Origin of the sequence: Azospirillum sp., from assembly GCF_035628975.1 — a bacterium.
GTDB lineage: Bacteria > Pseudomonadota > Alphaproteobacteria > Azospirillales > Azospirillaceae > Azospirillum.
Genome location: NZ_DASPIS010000035.1, coordinates 63,043 through 83,642, shown reverse-complemented (window position 1 = coordinate 83,642; position 20,600 = coordinate 63,043). Strand labels below are relative to the sequence as shown.

The 20,600-nt window shown below is 67.7% G+C and carries 21 protein-coding genes; 13 read left to right on the top strand and 8 right to left on the bottom strand.

The annotated features are described in order from the left end of the window. Window positions 1-715: 715 nt before the first annotated feature. Entirely contained in the window at window positions 716-2,119 is a 1,404-nt protein-coding gene (locus VD964_RS08045; RefSeq protein ID WP_324867353.1) for a M23 family metallopeptidase, read from the top strand. Between the two features lie 92 nt (window positions 2,120-2,211). Here the strand turns inward: VD964_RS08045 and VD964_RS08040 are convergent, their stop codons facing one another. The 4 genes from VD964_RS08040 to VD964_RS08025 all read right to left on the bottom strand — a co-directional run bounded on the left by VD964_RS08040 (window position 2,212) and on the right by VD964_RS08025 (window position 5,065). After that, window positions 2,212-2,385: a hypothetical protein gene (locus VD964_RS08040; protein ID WP_310110591.1), complete on the bottom strand. Its 174-nt coding sequence runs from the start codon at window positions 2,383-2,385 to the stop codon at window positions 2,212-2,214. Between the two features lie 104 nt (window positions 2,386-2,489). Beyond that, window positions 2,490-3,449, bottom strand: a complete 960-nt coding sequence (locus tag VD964_RS08035; protein WP_324867350.1) for a GNAT family N-acetyltransferase — start codon at window positions 3,447-3,449, stop codon at window positions 2,490-2,492. A 29-nt stretch (window positions 3,450-3,478) separates the two neighbouring features. After that, the gene (gene motA / locus VD964_RS08030) at window positions 3,479-4,339 is read right to left on the bottom strand and encodes a flagellar motor stator protein MotA (RefSeq protein WP_194914455.1); all 861 of its coding nucleotides are present in this window, start codon (window positions 4,337-4,339) and stop codon (window positions 3,479-3,481) included. A 342-nt stretch (window positions 4,340-4,681) separates the two neighbouring features. Then, window positions 4,682-5,065, bottom strand: a complete 384-nt coding sequence (locus tag VD964_RS08025) for a hypothetical protein (protein WP_324867348.1) — start codon at window positions 5,063-5,065, stop codon at window positions 4,682-4,684. A gap of 417 nt (window positions 5,066-5,482) precedes the next feature. Here VD964_RS08025 and VD964_RS08020 point away from each other — a divergent pair, with 417 nt between their 5' ends. Then, window positions 5,483-6,076, top strand: coding sequence for a glutathione peroxidase (locus VD964_RS08020; protein ID WP_324867346.1), 594 nt, complete (start codon window positions 5,483-5,485; stop codon window positions 6,074-6,076). A 23-nt stretch (window positions 6,077-6,099) separates the two neighbouring features. Here the strand turns inward: VD964_RS08020 and ccmB are convergent, their stop codons facing one another. Then, window positions 6,100-6,765: a heme exporter protein CcmB gene (gene ccmB / locus VD964_RS08015; protein ID WP_324867344.1), complete on the bottom strand. Its 666-nt coding sequence runs from the start codon at window positions 6,763-6,765 to the stop codon at window positions 6,100-6,102. Continuing rightward, on the bottom strand, window positions 6,762-7,445 hold the full coding sequence (gene ccmA, locus VD964_RS08010) for a heme ABC exporter ATP-binding protein CcmA (RefSeq protein WP_324867342.1): 684 nt from the start codon (window positions 7,443-7,445) through the stop codon (window positions 6,762-6,764). The genes ccmB and ccmA overlap by 4 nt, the downstream gene beginning before the upstream one ends. 550 nt (window positions 7,446-7,995) lie before the next feature. On the opposite strand from ccmA, the gene VD964_RS08005 reads away from it, so the two are divergent. The 5 genes from VD964_RS08005 (at window position 7,996) to VD964_RS07985 (ending at window position 13,129) form a co-directional block, all read left to right on the top strand. Then, a complete protein-coding gene (locus VD964_RS08005; protein ID WP_324867340.1) occupies window positions 7,996-9,687 on the top strand; it encodes a putative transporter in 1,692 nt (563 codons plus the stop codon). 137 nt (window positions 9,688-9,824) lie between these two features. After that, window positions 9,825-10,631 carry an ABC transporter ATP-binding protein gene (locus VD964_RS08000; protein WP_324867337.1) on the top strand — a complete coding sequence of 269 codons (807 nt, stop codon included), beginning with the start codon at window positions 9,825-9,827 and terminating at the stop codon, window positions 10,629-10,631. Window positions 10,632-10,717: 86 nt separating this feature from the next. Continuing rightward, a complete protein-coding gene (locus VD964_RS07995; RefSeq protein WP_324867335.1) occupies window positions 10,718-11,569 on the top strand; it encodes a lysine/arginine/ornithine ABC transporter substrate-binding protein in 852 nt (283 codons plus the stop codon). A 161-nt stretch (window positions 11,570-11,730) separates the two neighbouring features. Then, window positions 11,731-12,435: an ABC transporter permease gene (locus tag VD964_RS07990; protein ID WP_014249266.1), complete on the top strand. Its 705-nt coding sequence runs from the start codon at window positions 11,731-11,733 to the stop codon at window positions 12,433-12,435. 4 nt (window positions 12,436-12,439) lie between these two features. Beyond that, window positions 12,440-13,129, top strand: a complete 690-nt coding sequence (locus VD964_RS07985; RefSeq protein ID WP_324867331.1) for an ABC transporter permease — start codon at window positions 12,440-12,442, stop codon at window positions 13,127-13,129. A 254-nt stretch (window positions 13,130-13,383) separates the two neighbouring features. On the opposite strand, the gene VD964_RS07980 is transcribed toward VD964_RS07985, so the two are convergent. Beyond that, window positions 13,384-14,541, bottom strand: a complete 1,158-nt coding sequence (locus VD964_RS07980; protein ID WP_324867329.1) for a penicillin-binding protein activator — start codon at window positions 14,539-14,541, stop codon at window positions 13,384-13,386. A gap of 104 nt (window positions 14,542-14,645) precedes the next feature. Between VD964_RS07980 and rsmI the strand changes: the two genes are divergently transcribed. The 6 genes from rsmI to VD964_RS07950 all read left to right on the top strand — a co-directional run bounded on the left by rsmI (window position 14,646) and on the right by VD964_RS07950 (window position 19,860). After that, a complete protein-coding gene (rsmI, locus tag VD964_RS07975) occupies window positions 14,646-15,536 on the top strand; it encodes a 16S rRNA (cytidine(1402)-2'-O)-methyltransferase (RefSeq protein ID WP_310110627.1) in 891 nt (296 codons plus the stop codon). Continuing rightward, a complete protein-coding gene (locus VD964_RS07970; RefSeq protein ID WP_324867324.1) occupies window positions 15,533-15,901 on the top strand; it encodes a YraN family protein in 369 nt (122 codons plus the stop codon). The genes rsmI and VD964_RS07970 overlap by 4 nt, the downstream gene beginning before the upstream one ends. A gap of 27 nt (window positions 15,902-15,928) precedes the next feature. Further along, window positions 15,929-16,771, top strand: coding sequence for a transglutaminase-like domain-containing protein (locus tag VD964_RS07965; protein WP_324867322.1), 843 nt, complete (start codon window positions 15,929-15,931; stop codon window positions 16,769-16,771). Between the two features lie 22 nt (window positions 16,772-16,793). After that, window positions 16,794-17,741, top strand: coding sequence for a glutathione synthase (gshB, locus tag VD964_RS07960; protein WP_324867320.1), 948 nt, complete (start codon window positions 16,794-16,796; stop codon window positions 17,739-17,741). A gap of 436 nt (window positions 17,742-18,177) precedes the next feature. Further along, window positions 18,178-19,176, top strand: coding sequence for a tryptophan--tRNA ligase (gene trpS / locus VD964_RS07955; protein ID WP_149223643.1), 999 nt, complete (start codon window positions 18,178-18,180; stop codon window positions 19,174-19,176). Window positions 19,177-19,203: 27 nt separating this feature from the next. Further along, on the top strand, window positions 19,204-19,860 hold the full coding sequence (locus VD964_RS07950; protein ID WP_324867318.1) for a pyrrolidone-carboxylate peptidase: 657 nt from the start codon (window positions 19,204-19,206) through the stop codon (window positions 19,858-19,860). An 8-nt stretch (window positions 19,861-19,868) separates the two neighbouring features. Here the strand turns inward: VD964_RS07950 and VD964_RS07945 are convergent, their stop codons facing one another. Beyond that, the gene (locus VD964_RS07945; protein ID WP_324867315.1) at window positions 19,869-20,243 is read right to left on the bottom strand and encodes a MarR family transcriptional regulator; all 375 of its coding nucleotides are present in this window, start codon (window positions 20,241-20,243) and stop codon (window positions 19,869-19,871) included. Window positions 20,244-20,600: the final 357 nt, after the last annotated feature.

Here is a 20,600-nt window from a genome sequence, read left to right as displayed (position 1 = left end):
AAACTCTCAGGTTCAGATCGCGGACCGAAATCCACGACTGACAGGACCGCCTGACGCGATCTCCTGAAACGTCGATACTGATACAGTTTCTCTGCTCAAAAGATGCACAGACGATCCTCATCGTGCCGATCCCCTTCCGGGAACCTACACCCCAAGGCCGCAACGGCTACCAACTGCCGCCGCCTGCGCATCCCTTCTCACAACACGGTATAAACTTGTCAAAGAACCCGCAGCACTGAAACGTGCCGCACCGGCCGCTCTTCCGCCTCCCGTTTCGGGGATCGGACCAGAGTGGGCCGGAGACATTTCGGTCGAAGCCGGAAGATTAAACAGCTAAGCTGCTGTTCTTGCTTCCGTTTCTCCTCCGGCGCCGCGCTGTCGTTCAGCGCCCCGCCGTCGGTGGACCGGGTTATAGGCGCCCTCCCCCAAAACTGGCAAGCGGTTTTTTGCGCTTCGATGAAAAATTCCTGACGGTTCGTTTTTCACCGGAGCGTGGAGCGGATTCAGTGTAAGGGAACGACCCACCAACCGCGGCGTGGCCGGCGACCGTCCGAGCGCGCCAATCCATAGTGTTCCCATAGGGTTCATCCCTGCGGTCTTGTGTCGGTTGACAGGGTCGGACCGGTCCAGCATCGTCCGATCCAAAGGCTTAACACCTTCGGTGATGGCCATAGCCGGCCGCCTGCTGGGCAGCCCCAGGGGTTACAGGAGGAGGATGACGGTGCGTTCGAGGCTCTCCCGCCTTCCCACGCTCGCCTTGCTTGCCATCATGACGGCCGGTGCCATGACGCCTGCGGCGGTTTCCGCGCGCGGCGCCGATGCGCCGAACGGACGCGGGCCCCATGCCTACAAGCCTGCGGTCAAGCCGAACACGGGAGCGGAGGACGCGTCCGAGGCCAAGGACGATGCCAAACGCAACGACGGCACCAGCGATGGCGGTCCCACCGGTCCGGTCGACCGCCGCACCCTGTCCATCGGCCGCGGCGACACGCTGATGGATCTGCTGACCGAAGCGAATGTGCCGGCGAACGACGCCCATGATGCGGTCGCCGCTCTGCGCGACGTCTACAACCCGCGCCGCCTCCAGGTCGGCCAGCGCGTCACGGTTCTGTTCGAACCGCGCCGCGGCGGCGCCCGCAAGTTCGTAGGCCTGGAGTTCGCGCCCGATCCGCTGCGGTCGGTGTCGATCGCGCGCAAGGGCGACGCCGGCTTCACGTCCAGCCAGATCGAGAAGCCGGTGACGCGCAAGCCGGTCGCGGCGCAGGGTGTCATCCGCTCCAGCCTGTTCGAAGCGGGGGCGCAGGCCGGGGTTCCGATCTCGGTCATGATGGCCTTCCTCCAGAACTTCTCCTATGACGTCGACTTCCAGCGCGACCTGCAGCCGGGCGACCGGTTCGAGGTGATGTATGAGAAGCTGGTCACCGCCGACGGCACCGAGGCGGGCGAAGGCGAGTTGCTGTACGCGTCGCTGACGCTGAGCGGCGACGACATGCCGATCTACCGGTTCAAGAGCCGCGACGGGCGGATCGACTATTACAACGGCGACGGCGAGAGCATCCGCCGCGCCCTGCTGCGTACCCCGATCGACGGCGCCCGCATCACGTCGGGCTTCGGCATGCGCCATCACCCGATCCTCGGCTTCAGCAAGATGCACAAGGGCGTCGATTTCGGGGCGCCGTCGGGAACGCCGATCTATGCCGCCGGCCGCGGCACCATCGAGCTGGCGGAGCGCAACAGTTCCTACGGCAACTATGTCCGCATCCGCCACAACACCGAGATCGCCACCGCCTACGCCCATATGAGCCGCTTCGCCAAGTCGATCCGACGCGGTGCGCGGGTCGATCAGGGTGACATCATCGGCTATGTCGGCACCACCGGGCGGTCAACCGGTCCGCACCTTCATTACGAGGTGCTGAAGGCCGGGCATCAGGTGAACCCGCGCTCCGTCGACCTGCCGACCGGCGAGAAGCTGGAGGGGCGGGAACTCCAGAACTTCCAACAGGCCCGGCGGGCGATCGACAAGCTGTTCGAGGAGTCCCGCAGCGGCCTGCAACTGGCGCGCACCCCGGCGCCGGCCTCCCCGGAGGAGAAGGGCTGCAACAAGGCCACAAGCTGCTGATGGCCGGCCGCTGATCGGCATGCCGGCGGCAATGGCCGCCGGTGATGGGGCCGCCGGTGATGGGGCCGCCGGTGATGGCCGCACGGTTGCGCCTATTCCTTGTTCATCATGTTCCGGATGGCCCCGACGAATTGCCGCGCGGTGTTCTCGTCATCCAGCATCTTCTGCAGCTTTTCACGGATGATCATCGCCTTCGGCCGCTGCTGCATCGCGCGTTCGATGGCGACGTCTGCTTCGCCGGGCTTCAACGGTTCGAGGTCGGACATGGCGGACATCCCGTGCGGAAAGGCTGTGTCGGGTCGGCAGGCAGGTAAGGATAGCCGGATCCGATCAGGCCATCATCAGGCAAAGATCATCAGGGGCGTCAGGGTCAGCGATACTGCCCGACGGTCTCCACCGCCTCCCCGCCGGTGCCGAGCTTGAACTCGGTGACGCCGGGAGCTGTGTCGGGATTGATGCCGCCGAGGTCGAGCGTGCGGACGCCACGCTGCTTCAACTCCTGCATCGCCTTCCACAACACCAGCCGCATGGCGCCGCTCTTGCGGCCGGACTCGTCGGCCCAGCTGATCTGGCTGGTGGCGCAGACGCCGTGGCGGAAGAACAGGCCGCAAGCGACCGGCTTGCGACCGTCTAGCGCCGTCACCATCAGCGCCCCGTCGGTGCGGCCGCCGCCCTTGACCATGGCATTGCGCAGGCGGACGGCCAGCGGCCCGGTCATGGCGCGGAAGCCCTTGCCAAGTGCCTGGTCGTGCTCCTGCTTCATCAGCCAGGGCAGGTTGTCTGCCTTCCAATCGACGTCGAGGACGAGACCGGCCTTCTCCGCCCCGCGCAGACGCTGGCGCCAGTCGCGGGCAAGGCCGGCACGCATCGCCTCCTCGTTGCGGGTCAGGTCGAACCAGACGGTCCGGTAGCCGGGGCCGACCTTGCGGAAGCCGCAGCGGGCGAGCAGCGCCTCCGTCTCCGGTCCGGCGGGCAGTTCCGGCAGCAGGCTGGCGCGGCTGAGCGGCGAGCGCGGGCAGGCGCGGCGCAGAAGGCGGAACACCGGCTCCAGCGTGTCGGCATCGGGGATCGTGCCATCGAGCCAGAGCGGGCCGCGGTAGCACTGGCGGTCGTGGAACAGCTTCAGCATGCGGCGGTCGAGCGTCTGGACAAGCCCCAGCGGCTCACCGCCGCGGCGGATCACGCCCAGGCGCGGGACATGGCCATAAGTGCGGCCCATGGCGCGGCCATAGGCGAAGCTCTGCAGCAGGGTCGAGCGGGGTGCGCGGGCGAACAGGGCGTCCCAATCGCCGACCGTGCCCTCGTTCCAGGCGATGTCGATGTCCGGCATCGGGGCCTCCGATGAATCAGGTCGCCGGATCAGGCCGGCGGCAGGGCGGAGGTCGCCTCTTCCACCTGGGCGAAGCTCGGACGGTATTCCGGTTCCAGCACGTTGCGCGCGTATTCGACCGAAATTGCGGGCGCGTAGCCGGACAGATGCGCGATCAGGCCGGTCTTCATCGCGTGATAGTACCTGCCTTCGGCGTGGTAGATGTTCTTCAGACCGCTGGCGATGGGGGCGAGGAAGCCGTAGGCGACCAGAATGCCGGTGAAGGTGCCGACCAGCGCGCCGCCGATCAGCTTGCCCAGCACCTCCGGCGGTTCGGTGATCGAGCCCATGGTGTGAATCACGCCCAGCACCGCGGCGACGATGCCCAGCGCCGGCACCGCGTCGGCAACCGCCTGGATGGCGTCGGCGATGCGCTGGTGTTCGTGGTGCATCGTCTCGATATCCTCGTCCATCAGGTCGACCAGTTCGTGGGGGTTGTCGGCGCCCAGCGACATCAGACGGAGATAGGTGCAGAGGAAGGCGATGGCATGGTGATCGCCGTAGAATTTCGGGAACTGTTGGAAAAGCGGGGAATCCTCCGGCTTTTCGATGTGCTGCTCCAGCGCCAGCAAGCCCTTGGTCTTCGCGATCTTGAAGACCTGGTACATCATGGTGAGGACCTCCAGGAAGTCCTCCTTCTTGTATTTCGGGCCCTTGAAGAGGTGGCCCAGCTCCTTGCCGGTGTGGGTGACCACGGACTTGGGGTTGGCGATGAAGAACGCCCCGGCGGCCGATCCGAGAATGATCATGAACTCGAACGGCATCCACAGCACGCCCATGTGGCCGCCGCCTAGGATGTAGCCGCCGAACACGCTGACCACCACGATGACCAAACCGATGATCACGAACATCCGGTCTTCTCCCTAACCCTACCCGCCACGGACCGCAGGATGCATCCGACCGACAGAAGGCCGGAGATCGGTTGAGTTTCCGTAAACCACCCGAACGGTCTACCGCCTTCGCGACAGGCCGCGCGATCCTACCGGTGCGGATGGGTCCTGTCACGAAAGGACTGGCGGTGCAGGCTTTTCAGGCTTTGCGGACCGGTGGGCGGGCGGCGGCAAGGTGCAGGAGGAGACCGGAGTGCCGACCGGGACGAGAGGGAGGACACAGGATGGTCACAGCCGGAACGCAGGAACGCCCCGGCGGCCGGACATGGCCGGGCAGCCGGGGCGCTTGAAGCATGCGGGTCGTTAGCGGAGCGGAATGTTCATCTGGACGCTGACGCCCGGCGGCGGCGGGGGCGGGGCGTAGATGACGGCGGGCGGCGCATAGGACGGCGCATAGACGACCCGCGGCGGGGGCGGCGGAGCGGGAACCACGACCACCGGCGGCGGCGCGCCATAGATGACGACCGGGCCGTCGTCATGGTGATGATGCTTCTTCTTGTGCTTGTGATGGCCCCAGGCATGACCGCGGCCATGCTCCCCCGGATCGGCGAAGGACGGCGTCGACAGAGCGGCGCCGAGCAACAGGACGGCAACCGCGGCACCGGCCGTCCTGGCGACCGCGCCGGACACGCGGCGCACGGCCATTTCAGGCGTCCGGGATTGCTGCATGATGGCTCCGGCGTTCATCGGCCTGGTCTCCTCGGATGGGCTTGCGGCTGCGCTTGTGGCGGCTGGGTGTTGACGAGGACGGGGATGGGGATAGCGACGGCGGAGGGCCGCGTACCCATTTCGATGGGATAGGCTCTTATGCTCAGGCTTGGACTGGACCGGGTGAGACATTTTTCGGGCGGTGTCCGGCGGAAACGATTGCGGCGGCGGTCTGGGCGCCGCGCATCCTTACCCATGAAGCTGTTGATCAGGGGGCAGTATCGCTACCCATCCGGTAGGGGTAGGCCGGATGCAGCGGGCGGATGACGGCTCCTTTCCGCCATTCGCTTGATCCGATAGGCGCCGGAGAGCGTATGAGGCATCGTATGTAAGGATGTCGCCATCCACCGCGTCTCCGACGCCGCCGATATCGACCCCAGCCGCAGAGACGCACCGATGACCATCCGGACCCGTTTTCATACCGTCGCACTGGCCGCCGTGGCTGCGGTCTTCTCCATGATGGGAGCCACCAGCGCCATGGCCGCCAGCAGCGCAACCAACGCCTACAGCTTCACCTTCCAGGGCATCGACGGACAGCCGCTGCCGCTGTCGCAGTACGAGGGCAAGGCGATCCTGGTGGTCAACACCGCGTCGCAGTGCGGCTTCACCCCGCAATACAAGGGGCTGCAGGCGCTGTGGCAGAGCTACCGCGACCGTGGGCTGGTGGTGGTCGGCGTGCCGTCCGACGACTTCGGCGGGCAGGAGCCGGGGACTGCGACCCAGATCAAGGACTTCTGCGAGGTCAACTATCGGATCGACTTCCCCATGACGGACAAGACGGTGGTGTCGGGCGACGGCGCCCACCCCTTCTACCGCTGGGCGTCGGACGAGATGGGCTTCCTCGCCAAGCCGCGCTGGAACTTCCACAAATATCTGATCGGCCCGGACGGCAAGCTGGTGTCCTGGTTCTCCACCATGACCGACCCCGAGGCGGACAAGGTCCGCGAGGCGATCGAGAAGCTGCTGCCGGAGAAGGCGCCGAAGTCGTAAGGTGGCGACGCAGGCTCCCTCCCCTACTCCACAGCCTGACGCAGAGCGGCGGCACCCGCCCAGGGGGCGAGCGGCAGGGCGGCGGCGAGGATGCCGGCTAGCAGCAGCAGGTGCGGGCGCGGGGTCAGGCTGTTGATGGCGGCATCGATGGCGCCGGCGCCGAAGATCAGCACCGGGATGTAGAGCGGCAGGATGAGAAGCGACAGCAGAACGCCGCCCCGCCGAGCCCCCAGGGTCAGCGCGGCGCCGATGGAGCCGATCAGGCTGAGGATCGGCGTGCCCAGCGTCAGGGTCAGCACCAGCACGCCGAATCCTTGCGCATCCATGTTCAGCAGGACGGCCAGCAGCGGGGCGGCGACGATCAGCGGCACGCCGGTCACCAGCCAGTGGGCCAGCGTCTTCGCCAGCACCGCGGCCTCCAGCGGCAGGGAGGACAGCGACAGAAGCTCCAGCGAGCCGTCCTCGTAATCGGTCTGGAACAGCCGCTCCAGCGACAGCAGCGAAGCGAGCAGCGCCGCCACCCAGATCACCCCGGCGGCGATGCGGGCGAGGATGTTCGGCTCCGGCCCGACACCGAAGGGGAACAGCACCACGCACAGGACGAAGAACATGACGGCGATGGTGGCGTCCGACCCCTGGCGCAGGGCCAGCCGCAGGTCGCGCGCCACAAGGCGCAGGAAACGGTTCATGGCCCGGCTCCCTCTTCTTCAAGGTCTTCGCCGCCACCCTCTTCATCGTCGGCGTAGGGGGTGAAGTCGTCCAGATGCAGTTCCTCGCCGCCGGGGGTGGCGATGTCGGTGTGGGTGGACAGCACCACCATGCCGCCCTCGGCGCGGTGTTCGGCGATCAGCCCTTCGAACAGGGCGATGGCGGCGCGGTCGAGCGCCACGGTCGGTTCGTCGAGCAGCCACAAGGTTGCCGGTGCGGCCAGCAGCCGCGCCAAGTTCAGCCGGCGCTTCTGCCCGGCCGACAGGTAGCGGCCCGGCACCCCGGCGATGTGCGGCACCCCCAGCCGGTCGAGCGCCGTCCGCGCATTTGCGGCCGGATCGGCGGCCCCGGCCAGCGCCGCCCAGAAGGCGAGGTTCTCCGCCGCGGTCAGCACCGGCTTCACCGCGTCCAGATGGCCGACATACTGCACCCGCGCCCGGTGGCCGTCGGGATCCTCGGCGATCGACACCCCGTCCCAGCCGAGCGTGCCGCGCAGCGGCTTCAGCAGGCCCGCCATCACCCGCAGCAGGCTGGACTTGCCGCTGCCGTTGGGGCCGAGCAGCACCAGCGCGCCGCCGGGAGCGATGCGGAACTCCAGCCCGGTGAAGACCAGCCGGTCGCCGCGCAGGCAGGTCAGCTCGGATCCGGAGAAAACGGGCATGGTGACGGGTCGCGCTTCCGATTGAGGGAGGCGCTGCTATAGCACAGGGCGGGGGAAAAGCCGGAGCAAGAATGGCGTCGCCGCTGCAAGAGCCACGCAAAGAAAAAGGCCACCGCGAGGGGGTTCTCGCGATGGCCGCGCGCCCGGCCGGGTCCGGCCAGACGATGCTCGATGGAACGGCGTCCGTTCGTCGCTGCGATGGCGCTAGGGGGGACGCCGATGCGCGCGACATGCGTCGCCGGTTGCTTGAGATAAGGTCTATAGGGAGAAAGTGGCAAAATTTGGATGGAGTTCGTGCAATCGGACGTTGTTCTACGGCGGACAGGCCGCATCGCAGCGCTGCGCTCCCATGCGCGGGATGCAGCGCGGGGGTGCCGGGAACGGCAGGACTAAAGCCTGGCCGCTTGTTCTGAATCAACGCCTCACCCCGCCGCCCTGCCGCATCGTGGCGCCGTCGTTCCCCATCCGCGGGGAGTGTCGCGGCTTACCCGGAGCCGATCCGGGGCATGCCGGCCCCCTGCCCAATCGTGTTCAGCAAGCGAGTCCTCCCATGTCGGCCTTCACGTCGGCCTTCGCAGACATTCTCCAGGCCATGCCGCCGATCGCGCGGGTGGTCCTCATGCTCGGCCTCGTGTCGGCGGCCGGCGTGGCGCTCGGCCACATCAAGATCCGGGGGGTCGGGCTGGGGATCGGCGGCGTGCTGTTTTCCGGCATCGCCGGCGGCCACATCGCCAAGCAGGCGGGCATCGCCTTCAATCCGGAGATGATGGACTTCATCCGCGACTTCGGGCTGATCCTGTTCGTCTACACCATCGGCATCCAGGTCGGACCCGGCTTCTTCGCGGCGTTGCGCCGCACCGGGCTGGCGCTGAACGGGCTGGCTCTGCTGATGGTGGGATCGAGCATCCTGCTGACCGCGGCGCTGGTCTCGTCGGGGGCGCTGTCGCTGGGCTCCTCGCTGGGGGTGTTCGCCGGTGCGGTGACCAACGCCCCGGCGCTCGCCGCCACCCAGCAGGTTCTGACGGAGGTCGGGGCCGACGCCGCGGTGATGGCCCTGCCCGGCCTTGCCTTCGCCGTCACCTACCCGTTCGGCATCGCCGGCAACCTGCTGGCGATGGCCGCGGTCCGCATCCTGTTCCGCATCGACCCGGAGGCCGAAGCCGCCCGATTCGAGGAGTGCCGGCGGGCCGAGGTGTCCAAGCTGGAGACGATGGATCTGGCCGTGCGCAACCCGGAGCTTGAGGGCAAGGCGCTCGGCTCCATCGACCTGCTGTGCGGCCAGGGGGTGGTCGCCTCGCGCCTGCTGTGCGACGGCAAGCTCTGCGTTCCCCACGACGACACCCGCCTGAAGCTGGGCGACGTGCTGCATGTGGTCGGGCCGCGGCAGAAGCTGGAGGAGGTGCGGGCGCTGCTGGGGCAGGAGTTCGACCGGCCGCTGACCACCAAGGGCACCGACCTGAAATGGGAGCGCATCGTCGTCACCAACAATGGCGTGCTGGGCAAGTCGATCGCCGCCCTGAACCTGCAGGAGGCCCATGACGTGGTGGTCAGCCGCGTCAACCGGTCGGGCGTGGAACTGGTGCCGACCCAGGCGCTGAAGCTGCAGTTCGGCGACATCCTGACGGTGATCGGCCGGCCCGAAAGCCTCGCCGCCGTCGGGCAGGTCTTCGGCAACTCCGCCCGCAAGCTGCAGCAGGTGGAGATGATCCCGCTGTTCCTGGGCATCGCGCTGGGCGCTGCGCTGGGCGCCATCCCGATCTTCCTGCCGGGGATGCCGGCGCCGCTGCGCCTGGGCCTTGCCGGCGGGCCGCTGATCGTGGCGCTGATCCTGGGCCGCGTCGGCCATGTCGGGCCGCTGGTGTGGTTCATGCCGCCGGCCGCCAACCTGGCGCTGCGCGAGATCGGCATCGTCCTTTTCCTGGCCGTGCTGGGCATCGCGTCGGGCGACCGCTTCGTCGCCACGCTGGCGAGCGGCGCCGGATGGCCGTGGATGATGTGGGGCGTGCTGGTGACGCTGGTGCCGCTGCTTCTGGCCGGGCTGATCGCGCGCGGGCTGATGAAGCTGAACTTCCTGACCATCTGCGGCGTGCTGGCCGGCGCCCAGACCAACCCGCCGGGGCTGGCCTACGCCAACGCGCTGGTCGCGTCGGAGGCTCCGGCGCTGGCCTATGCCACGGTCTATCCGCTGGCGATGTGCCTGCGCATCCTGGGGCCGCAGATTCTGGTACTTTTGTTGTGGTGACGCATCATTTTCAGACACAAGCGGCACAACGTGCGCGGCGTGTGAAATCCGCGTTGCGGAACGCCTACGCGCCGGTCTAGCCTGTGCCGCAATGGTCAGACCATAACCAGTCCCCACAACCCTGCCGGTTCCCACGCATGTATCGCCATCCGCCCGTCAGCGACTCCGCACCCGCCGCCGTCGTCGTGGAGGATTTGCACAAGCGGTTCGGCGAGCTGGAGGTGCTGAAGGGAGTGTCGCTGACAGCGCGCGAAGGCGACGTGATCACGCTGATCGGCTCCTCCGGCTCGGGCAAGAGCACGCTTCTGCGCTGCATCAACATGCTGGAGATCCCGGACGACGGGCGCGTCGTCATCGGCGGCGAGGCCATCGGGCTGAAGAAGACGCGCCGCGGCTCCACCGTCCCCGCCGACACCCGTCAGGTGGAGCGCATCCGCACGAGCCTCGGCATGGTGTTCCAGAGCTTCAACCTCTGGACCCACATGACGATCCTGGAAAACGTGATCGAGGCGCCGGTGCATGTGCTGGGCGTGCCGAAGGCGGAAGCCGTCGACCGCGCCCGCGGGCTCCTGGACAAGGTCGGTATCTTGGGCAAGGCCGACGCCTACCCGGTCCAGCTGTCGGGCGGACAGCAGCAGCGCGCGGCCATCGCGCGCGCGCTCGCCATGCAGCCGAAGGTGATGCTGTTCGACGAGCCGACCTCGGCGCTGGACCCCGAGTTGGTCGGCGAGGTTCTGCGCGTCATCCGCCAGCTGGCGGACGAAGGCAGCACGATGATCCTGGTGACGCACGAGATGGGCTTCGCCCGCGAAGTGGCGTCCAAGGTGGTATTCCTGCACCAGGGGCGGATCGAGGAGGAGGGGTCACCCGACAAGGTGCTGACCGACCCCGACTCGGACCGGGTGCGGCAGTTCCTCTCGCGCCATCTGTCCGGCGCGGCGTGAGGGGACGAGGCAGAGGGCAGGACCGGACCGTCAGAAACAGCCCGGCCCCCGACAAGGGCGGAAGAACGGGCGAACCGAACAGAGGAGTGTGTGCGTTGAAGAAGATCGTTTCGGCCCTGGCGCTGGGCGCCATGATGGCTGTGGCCGCGGCGGGCGCCGCCGGCGCCAAAGAGTGGAAGACGGTCCGCATCGGCAGCGAGGGCGCCTATCCGCCGTGGAACGCCACCGACACCTCGGGCAAGCTGATCGGCTTCGAGATCGACCTCGCCAACGACCTGTGCAAGCGCATGAAGGTCACCTGCGAGTTCGTCGCCCAGGATTGGGACGGCATCATCCCGGCCCTGCAGCAGGGCAAGTACGACGCCATCATGTCGGCGATGACCATCACCGATGAGCGCAAGAAGGTCATCGACTTCTCGGCGCCCTACGGCACCGAGCCGTCGGTCTTCGCCGTTCTGACCGACTCGCCGCTGGGCAAGGCGCTGAACCTCGGCGCCGACCGCATCGACCTGAACGACCAGGCCGCCGCCAAGCCGGTGCTGGACAAGCTGGCCGAGGCGCTGAAGGGCAAGTCCGTCGGCGTCCAGGTGTCGACCATCCAGGCCGACTTCATGGACAAGCATCTGCCGAAGGTGACCATGCGCACCTACGACAAGATCGACAATGCCGGCATCGACCTGAACTCCGGCCGCGTCGACGCCATGCTGGGCGACCGGTCGGTGGTCGAGGCGGTGCTGAAGGCGACGCCGGGCAAGATGGTCGTCGTCGGCCCGAACTTCATCGGCGGCGTGATCGGCGAAGGCATGGGCGTCGGCCTGCGCAAGGACACCGCCGACCTGAAGGCGATGTTCGACAAGGCCATCGGCGAGGCGCTGAAGGACGGCACCGTCAAGAAGCTGAGCACGCAGCATTTCGGCTACGACATCTCCCCCAAGTAAGGCGACCAGGACAGGCGGACCTCCGGTCCGCCCATCTGATCGGAACGGCGCCCGGCGGCCTTTGCGGCAACCGGGCGCCAGCCGTTCTCTGATCGTCGTTAGCTGACCCCGTACGGCCGGCCTTCCCGTGCCGCGCCCGGCGGGCCTTACCGGGCGTGCCAATGCTGGAACTCCTTTCCTTCGGTCCCAATGGCTGGGGCGGACAGCTTCTGATGGGAACCGCGATGACGGTCGCGGTCGCCGTGTCGGCATTCGCCTTCGGCATCCTCGTCGGATCGCTCGGCGCCTCGGCCAAGCTCAGCCATTCCCTGGCGCTGAACGTGGTGGCCGACATCTACACCACGGTCGTCCGCGGCATCCCCGAACTGCTGGTCATCTATCTGCTGTTCTTCGGCGGCAGCAGCGTCGCCACCTCCATCGCCGCCGCCTTCGGCTATGACGGGCGGGTCGACCTGAATGCCTTCACCATCGGCGTGCTGGCGGTCGGCCTGATCTCCGGCGCCTATTCAACGGAAGTGATCCGCGGTGCGGTGCAGTCCGTCCCCTTCGGCCAGATCGAGGCGGCGCGCGCTTGCGGGATGAGCCGCTGGCTGATCCTGCGCCGGGTGCTGGTGCCGCAGACCCTGCGCTTCGCCCTACCCGGCCTTGGCAATGTCTGGCAGCTGACGCTGAAGGACACGGCGCTGGTGTCGGTGACGGCCCTGGCGGAGCTGATGCGCGTGACCCATCTGGCGGCCGGCGCCACGCGCCAGCCCTTCCTGTTCTACGGGACCGCGGCCGTGCTGTACCTGCTGCTGACCACCGTTTCGACGGCGCTGTTCAACCGCGCCGAAATCTCCGCCAACCGCGGCGTCCGGAGGGCATGAGGCCATGAACTGGCAACTGATGTGGGACAGCCTGCCCCGCATGCTCGGCGGACTGTCGCTGACGCTGCAGCTGATCGTCGGATCGCTGGCGCTGGGCGCGCTGGTGGCCTTCGGCGTCGCGCTTCTGCGGCTGTCCGGCAACCGGGTGGTGGAGACGCTGGCCGCGGCCTATGTCTTCGTCTTCCGCGGCACGCCGCTGCTGGTGCAGATCTTCCTGGTCTATTACGGGCTGGGCCAGTTCGAGTTCATCCGCGAGAGCATCCTCTGGCCCTTCCTGCGCGAACCCTACTGGTGCGCCATCCTGGCGCTGACGCTGAACACCGGCGCCTACACCAGCGAGGTCCTGCGCGGCGCCATCCTGTCGGTGCCGCAGGGGCAGGTGGAGGCGGCACGGGCCTGCGGCATGTCGCGGGCGCTCGCCTTCCGCCGCATCGTGCTGCCGGTGGCGATCCGCCAGATGCTGCCGGCCTACGGCAACGAGGTGATTTTGATGGTGAAGGCGACCTCGCTCGCCAGCACCATCACGCTGATGGAGGTCACCGGCATCGCCCGGCGCATGATCGCCCAGACCTTTGCGGTCTTCGAGCTGTTCATCGTCGCCGGGGCGATCTATCTGGTGCTGAACTTCGTCGCCACCCGCCTGATCAAATTCGCCGAATGGCGCATGACCCCCTATCTGCGGGCGCGGGCGTAGGTAAGGATAGCGCCCTTATCCCCTGCGACGATGTCCCCTCTCCCCCGCTCACGCGCAAACTTCGTTTGCGCTGACGCGACAGGCGGACCTTCGGTCCGCCGAAAGCGGGGAGAGGGTCAGGGTGAGGGGGACGCACAGCGACAATCCCCGAGTATCCTTACCTGAGAAAAGAAAACGCCGCGGCCCGTCCCGAGACGACCGCGGCGCACTTCCTTCACCCAACCCTCTCCCCAGCGGGCAGAGGGACCATCACCTCACTGCCCCAGCATCTCGAAGGACGGCGGCGCCGGGTCGACCACGCGCGATCCGTTGGGCGTGATCTCCATCACCGCAAGCCCGCGTTCGACCATGCCGTCGGCGCGCAGGCGGAACAGGCCGTCCAGACCCTCGAAGCCGTTGGGGTTGGTCATCGCCATGCGGTCGAAGGGCACCGGGCCGCCGCTGCGGGTCAGCACCGCGGCGATGGAGGTCGCGTCATAGGCCAGCGTGGCGATGCGCGGCGGCTTGCGGCCATAGACCTGCTCGAACTGCGACTCGAAGCGGGCGCGGGTCTGCGGCGCCGGGGCGGCGTACCAGGCGCCGACCAGCGCCGACTCCTGCCCCAGCGCGCCCTGCGAGCTGTCGTCCCACAGGCCGGTGCCCAGCAGCTTGACCTGCTGCGGCTGCACGCCGCCCGCCGCCAGCGCCTGGGCGATGCCTTGGGCGCGCTGCCCGCCTTCGGCCAGCATCACCGCCTGCGGCTGCGGCGTCACCTGCGCGACCTGCTTGGCCGGGACCGACAGATCGGTGACGGCAGGGTCGTAGCGCTCGACCTGCGTGGTCATGGTGCCCAGCCGCGGGCCAATGGCCTGCATGGCATTGACCACCGCATCGCCATAGGGGGAGCGCGGCGCCAGAACGGTGAAGCGCGTTGCACCGCGCGAGCGGGCGAAGCCGGCGACGCGGCTGACCTGATCGGCCGGGACGAAGCCCAGCACATAGGTGCCGTTGCCGGCCTGGGTCGCATCGTTGGTGAAGGCCAGCACGTCGACGCCCGCATTCTGGGCGATCGGCCGAACCGCGGCGACGTCGGCGGCGAACAGCGGGCCGATGATCAGGCGGGCGCCTTCGGCCAGCGCCTGGCGCGCGGCGTCTGCCGCACCGCTCGGCGTGCCTTTGGTGTCGCGCGGCAGAAGCTGCAGCTGGTCGCCGGCCATGTCGAACAGCGCCATCTGCGCCGCGTCCAGCATGGCCTGCCCGATGGCTGCGCTCTGGCCGCTGAGCGGCACCAGGACCGCCACCTTGACCGGGCTCTGCGCGTCGGGCAGGGGAGCCACCGGAGCCGGAACCGGTTGCGGCGCTTGTGCCACCCGCGGCGGCGCGCTTACAGTCGAACAGGCCGACAACAGGCCGGCGACCAGCAAGGCTGCCACGCCGTGACGTTTCAGACCCTGTGAGAAAGCTGTTGCCAAGCGTGCCACCAATCATCTCCACATCTGCTGAAACGGCCGCCGATACCGAAGGCGAGACCCAAGGCATGGTTCAAAGTGGCGCTCAAGGTAGCCCCCTCGCCGCGCCAAGTAAACTCGCGGGCGGACTCCATGTCGTCGCTACCCCCATCGGAAACGCCGCGGACATCACGCTGCGGGCGCTCGACACGCTGAAGCGGGCCGATGCCATCGCCTGCGAGGATACCCGCGTCACCGCCAAGCTGATGGGCATCCACGGCATCCACACCCCCTTCGTCTCCTACCACGAGCACAACGCCGCAAAGATGCGTCCGGTCCTGATCGGCCGCATGAAAAAGGGCGAGGCCATCGCGCTGGTCACCGATGCCGGCACGCCGCTGGTCTCCGACCCCGGCTACAAGCTGGTGCGGGAATGCGTGGCGGAGGGGGTGGCGGTGACCACCCTGCCCGGCGCCTCCGCCCCGCTGGTGGCGCTGGTGCTGTCCGGCCTGCCGACAGACCGCTTCCTGTTCGCCGGCTTTCTGCCGAACAAGAGCAGCGCGCGCCGCGCCACCGCCGGCGAGCTGAAGGGCGTGCCCGCCACGCTGGTCTTCTTCGAATCGCCGCAGCGCCTGCCGGAGTCGCTGGCCGACCTCGCCGACATCCTGGGCCCGCGCGAGGCCGCCGTCGCCCGCGAGCTGACCAAGCTGTACGAGGAGGTGCGGCGGGGCACCCTGCCGGAACTGGCGGCCCATTACGCCGAGGCCGGCCCGCCGCGCGGCGAGGTCGTGCTGGTCATCGGCCCGCCGGGGGAGGAGGCGACGCCCGGCGAGGCCGACGTCGACGCCCTGCTGCGCGAGGCGCTGACCCGCCTGTCGGTGCGCGACGCCGCCGCCGACGTCGCCGCCCGCACCGGCCAGCACAAGCGCACCGTCTATGCCCGCGCGCTGGAACTGCAGCGGGAGGAGAAGACGAAATGACCGACCTGGATGCGCGGCGCCTGCGTGCCGAAAGCCTGGGCCGCCGGGCGGAGGCGCTGTGCCGCCTGTCGCTGCGGCTGCGCGGCTACCGCATCCTGGCCAGCCGCCTGCGCACGCCGATGGGCGAGATCGACATCGTGGCGAAGCGCGGAAAGACCATCGCCATCGTCGAGGTGAAGGCGCGGGGCGACTGGGACACCGCCAACGAGGCGCTGAACGCCCGCCAGCGCGGCCGGCTGGCCCGTGCCGCCCATGCCTTCCTGGGCGCCAATCCGCGCTATGCCGGCTATGTCTTGCGCTTCGACGTGATGCTGGTTACCCCTTGGGCCTGGCCCCGTCATCTGGCCGATGCCTGGAGACTGTGAGGGGATGAATTTGAGGGGGCGACAGTCTTGAGCAACCGCGCGGAAGCCCGCGAAATCCTGCGCCGCATCGGCGACCAGCCGGACGACGAGATCGATCTGGCCGAAGCCGCACTGGCGCTGGGCGCGCTGGAGCTGCCGAACGCCGACCTCGCCCCCTACCGCGCCCATATCCGCGCCATCGTCGAGGATCTGGCCGCCCGCGTCGCGGCGCAGGATCGGGCAGAAGACAACTTGGAAGCACGCATCGCCCATCTGCATGCGGTGATCGGCGGGCGCCACGGCTATTCCGGCGACCACGACACCTACGACGACCTGCAGAACGCCAACCTGCTGCGGGTGATCGACCGCCGGCGCGGCCTGCCGGTGGCGCTGGGCATCCTCTATATGCATGCCGCCCGCTCGCAGGGCTGGCCGATGGTGGGGCTGAATTTCCCCGGCCATTTCCTGGTCCGCATCGAGAAGGACGGGGCGCGCGCCATCATCGACCCCTTCAACGAGGGACAGACCCGCAGCGTCGTCGACCTGCGCGACCTGCTGAAGGCCACCGCCGGCAGCGCCGCCGAGCTGGAGCCCGGCCATTACCAGCCGGTGTCGAACCGCGACGTGCTGCTGCGCCTGCAGAACAACATCAAGCTGCGCCACCTGTCGGCGCACGATGTGCCGAAGGCGCTGGAGGTGCTGGAGGCGATGCGCCTGTTCGCCCCGCACGAGCCGGCTTTGTGGCGCGAGACCGGCCTTCTGGAGGCCCATGCCGGCAACCTGAAGGACGCCATCACCGCGCTGGAGACCTTCATGGCGCTGACCGGCGACGACCATCACCGGCACCAGACCGCCTCGCTGATCCAGCAGTTGAAGAACCGCCTGAACTGACCCCGTTCCAGAGGGACCCGTCATGAGCCTCGCCGTCGCCTTCCAGATGGACCCCATCGAGTCGATCAACATCGACACCGATTCCAGCTTCATGATGGCGCTGGAGGCGCAGAAGCGCGGCCATCGCCTGTACCATTACCACCCGCGCGACCTGATCCTGACCGGCAACCGCCTGACCGCCCGCGTGCGCGAGATGACCGTGGTCCGCCAGCGCGGCGCCCATTACACGCTGGGCGAGCCGGTGATGACCGACCTGTCGACGATGGACGTCATCCTGCTGCGGCAGGACCCGCCCTTCGACATGGCCTACATCACATCCACCCACCTGCTGGAGCATGTGCAGCCCAAGGTTCTGGTGGTGAACGACCCGGCCGAGGTGCGCAACGCGCCGGAAAAGCTGTTCATCACCAAGTTCCCCGACCTGATGCCGCCGACCTTGATCACCAGCGACAAGCAGGCGATCCTCGACTTCCGGGCGGAGCACAAGGACATCATCGTCAAGCCGCTGTTCGGCAACGGCGGCGCCGGCGTCTTCCATCTGAAGCCCGACGACGAGAATCTCGGCTCGCTGCTGGAGATGTTCACCCAGCTCTACCGCGAGCCGGTGATCGTCCAGCGCTACCTTCCGGAAATCCGCCAGGGCGACAAGCGCATCATCCTGATCGACGGCGAACCGGCCGGCGCGGTCAGCCGCATGCCGATGGAGGGCGAGGCCCGCGCCAACTTCCACGCCGGCGGCAGCGCCAGGAAGACCGAGCTGACCGCGCGCGAGCGCGAGATGTGCGCCGCCATCGGCCCGGTGCTGCGCGAGAAGGGTCTGGTCTTCGTCGGCATCGACGTCATCGGCGACTACATGACCGAGATCAACGTCACCTCCCCCACCGGCATCCAGGAGATCAACCGCCTGGACGGCGTGCAGCTGGAAGCCCTGCTGTGGGACGCCATCGAGCGCCGTCGCGCGGGGAAGTAAGGATATGCTGCAGCGCGAGAGCGCAATGCATGCTTGTACAATTTTTTCGGGAAGATGAGGCCCTCATACCCTTGCAGGGCATGGGGGTTGATATTACCTTGAACCGTGGGGGAGCGGCGGCTCCGACCCCGCCGCTCCCTGGTCCAGCCTTAGCCCTGGTAGAGGTCAAGCAGACGCTTGATGATCTCCAGGACAGGGACCAGAAGGGTAAGGATCTGTTTCATCCTTCTTCTCCTTCTCGTGTGGCGGGGGCGGCGGGTCCGCCCCCTCCCAACCACACAAACGCGGCGGTAGCACACAATCGCATTCAATACAACCGGGGCCACCCATCCGCGACGATACGCGCGGACGGCGATCAACCGTGCGCCGCGCCTTGACCGGCGGACTTCGGGGGGCGATAACTGCCGCCTCCCAGAGTTTTCGAGCGAGACCACCCGTGAACCGCATTTTCTCCGGCATGCAGCCGACCCGGCAGCTTCACCTCGGCAACTATCTGGGGGCGCTGCGCAACTGGGTGGAACTGCAGAACAGCTACGAGTGCATCTTCTGCGTCGTCGATCTGCACGCGCTGACCATCGACCAGGACCCCGAAGTCCTGCGCAACAACATCCGCGAGGTCGCCGCCGCCTACATCGCCGCCGGCATCGACCCGGACAAGAACATCCTGTTCAACCAGTCGGTTGTCTCCGGCCATGCCGAACTGGGCTGGATCCTGTCCTGCCACACGCCGCTGGGCTGGCTGAACCGCATGACGCAGTTCAAGGAAAAGGCCGGCAAGCAGAAGGACATGGCCAATCTGGGCCTGTACGCCTACCCGACGCTGATGGCCGCCGACATCCTGCTGTACAAGGCCACCCATGTGCCGGTGGGCGAGGACCAGAAGCAGCATCTGGAACTGGCGCGCGACATCGCCGGCGCCTTCAACCGCCGCTATGAGACCGAGTTCTTCCCGCTGCCCGAGCCGCAGATCCTGGGCGAGGCGACGCGGGTGATGAGCCTGCGCGACGGCAAGAAGAAGATGTCGAAGTCGGACGAGTCCGAATATTCGCGCATCAACATGACCGACGACGCCGACACCATCGCGCAGAAGATCCGCAAGGCCAAGACCGATCCGGAGCCTCTGCCGGAAACCGTGACCGAGCTGGAGGCCCGTCCCGAGGCCGACAACCTCGTCACCATCTACGGTGCGCTGGCTAGCCAGTCGCGCGAACAGGTTCTGGCGCAGTTCGCGGGTGCCCAGTTCTCCGACTTCAAGAAGTCGCTGGTCGACCTGTCGGTGGACAAGCTGGCGCCGATCACCACCCGCATGAAGGAACTGCTGGCCGACAAGGCGGAGATCGACCGGCTGCTGAAGAAGGGCGGCGAGCGCGCCGCCGCCATTGCGGAGAAGAACCTGAACGACGTGAAGGACATCATCGGCCTGCTCCGGCCGTAAGAATGCAACCATAAGGATGTCCTGCCCGTGACGGCCCCCATCCTGCTCACCGGCTTCGCGCCGTTCGGGACGCTCCCGGACGGCGAGCCGAACCCCGCTTCGGAACATCCCTGGGCCGCCGATCCGACCGCCCTGCTGATGGACCGACTGGCGGGGGAGCCGGGGGTCGTCACCGCCACCCTCCCCCCCCTCTATGACACCTGCGGCGAAGCCTTCGCCGACCTGCTGGCCGAACACCGGCCGCTGGCTGCGCTCGGCTTCGCCTATTGGGAAGGGAGCGACTACATCCGGCTGGAACGTCTGGCTTGGAACCGCGACGAAAGCCCGCTGGCCGACGCCGCCGGTACGGTACGCGAACACGCCGACATCGTGCCGGACGGGCCGACCGCCTATGGCAGCACCCTGCCGGTGCCGCGGGTGATGCGGGAATTGTCGATGGCCGGGCTGCCGGTGACCTTCGGCGACTTTTCCGGCGGCTTCCTCGGCAACCATCTGTTCTACCGGGCGCGCCACGTCATCGAAAGCGCCGACCTGGATATCCCCTACGGCTTCTTCCACATGCCGCCGCTGCCGGAACGGGCGGGCGTGTTGCGCCGCTTCGGCGGGCTGAGCCTGGAGCGGCAGGAACTGGCGGTGCGCACGCTGGTGGGGATGCTGCGCACGGCGCTGAACGGGATCGCCTGAAGATAAAATCAGGCCGTCTTGGCGGGGCGTCGCTGGTCGGGCGGGTTCACGATGGCGCGCAGCGCGTTCAGGAACTCACGGCCCTTGTCGGTCAGGGTGACGATCTTGCGGCGGCGCTCGCGCGGGTCTTCCTGCGCCTGCACCAGATCGAGGCCGGCCTTGCCGAAGCTGTGCCAGCGGCTGAGCGCCGCGACGTTGCGCGACGCGGAGGATTGGGCGATGCCCAGGCGTTCCGCCAGTTCGCCGATGGAGATGCCTTCGCTCTGCGCGATGGTCATGAAACTCAGCGCATACTGGATGGGCAGGTCGGGGTCGAGCTTGCGGAACGCCTCAAGCACCTGGACGACGGTAAGGACCTCGTCATGACGAACGCGGGCCGGCATTCAGCAGGTCTCCGCGGCGCCGCGCGCTATGCAGCGCGGGAGGGTGGTCCCCAACGGGCCGGTGTGTAGATGATGTTCAGGCGTCCAAGCCATAGGATAACTTCCCCGTTTTCACGCCGCAGGTCGAAGGACCCGGCCGGCGATGCCCAGCGGGCGTGTTCAACGAAGAGACGGTGACCGCAAAAACCCAGAAAGACACACATGGGATCCTCTCGATATCCGGAATTCACGTTCGAAGGGTGCGGGAAGAAGGCGGGCCGGCTGGGCATGATTGGCGGCCATATGGGCGGCCCAATTGGCGGCGGTGGCGGCCGGATCGCCCGATCGGCGAGTCCGGGCGGTGGTTACGATGGCTTT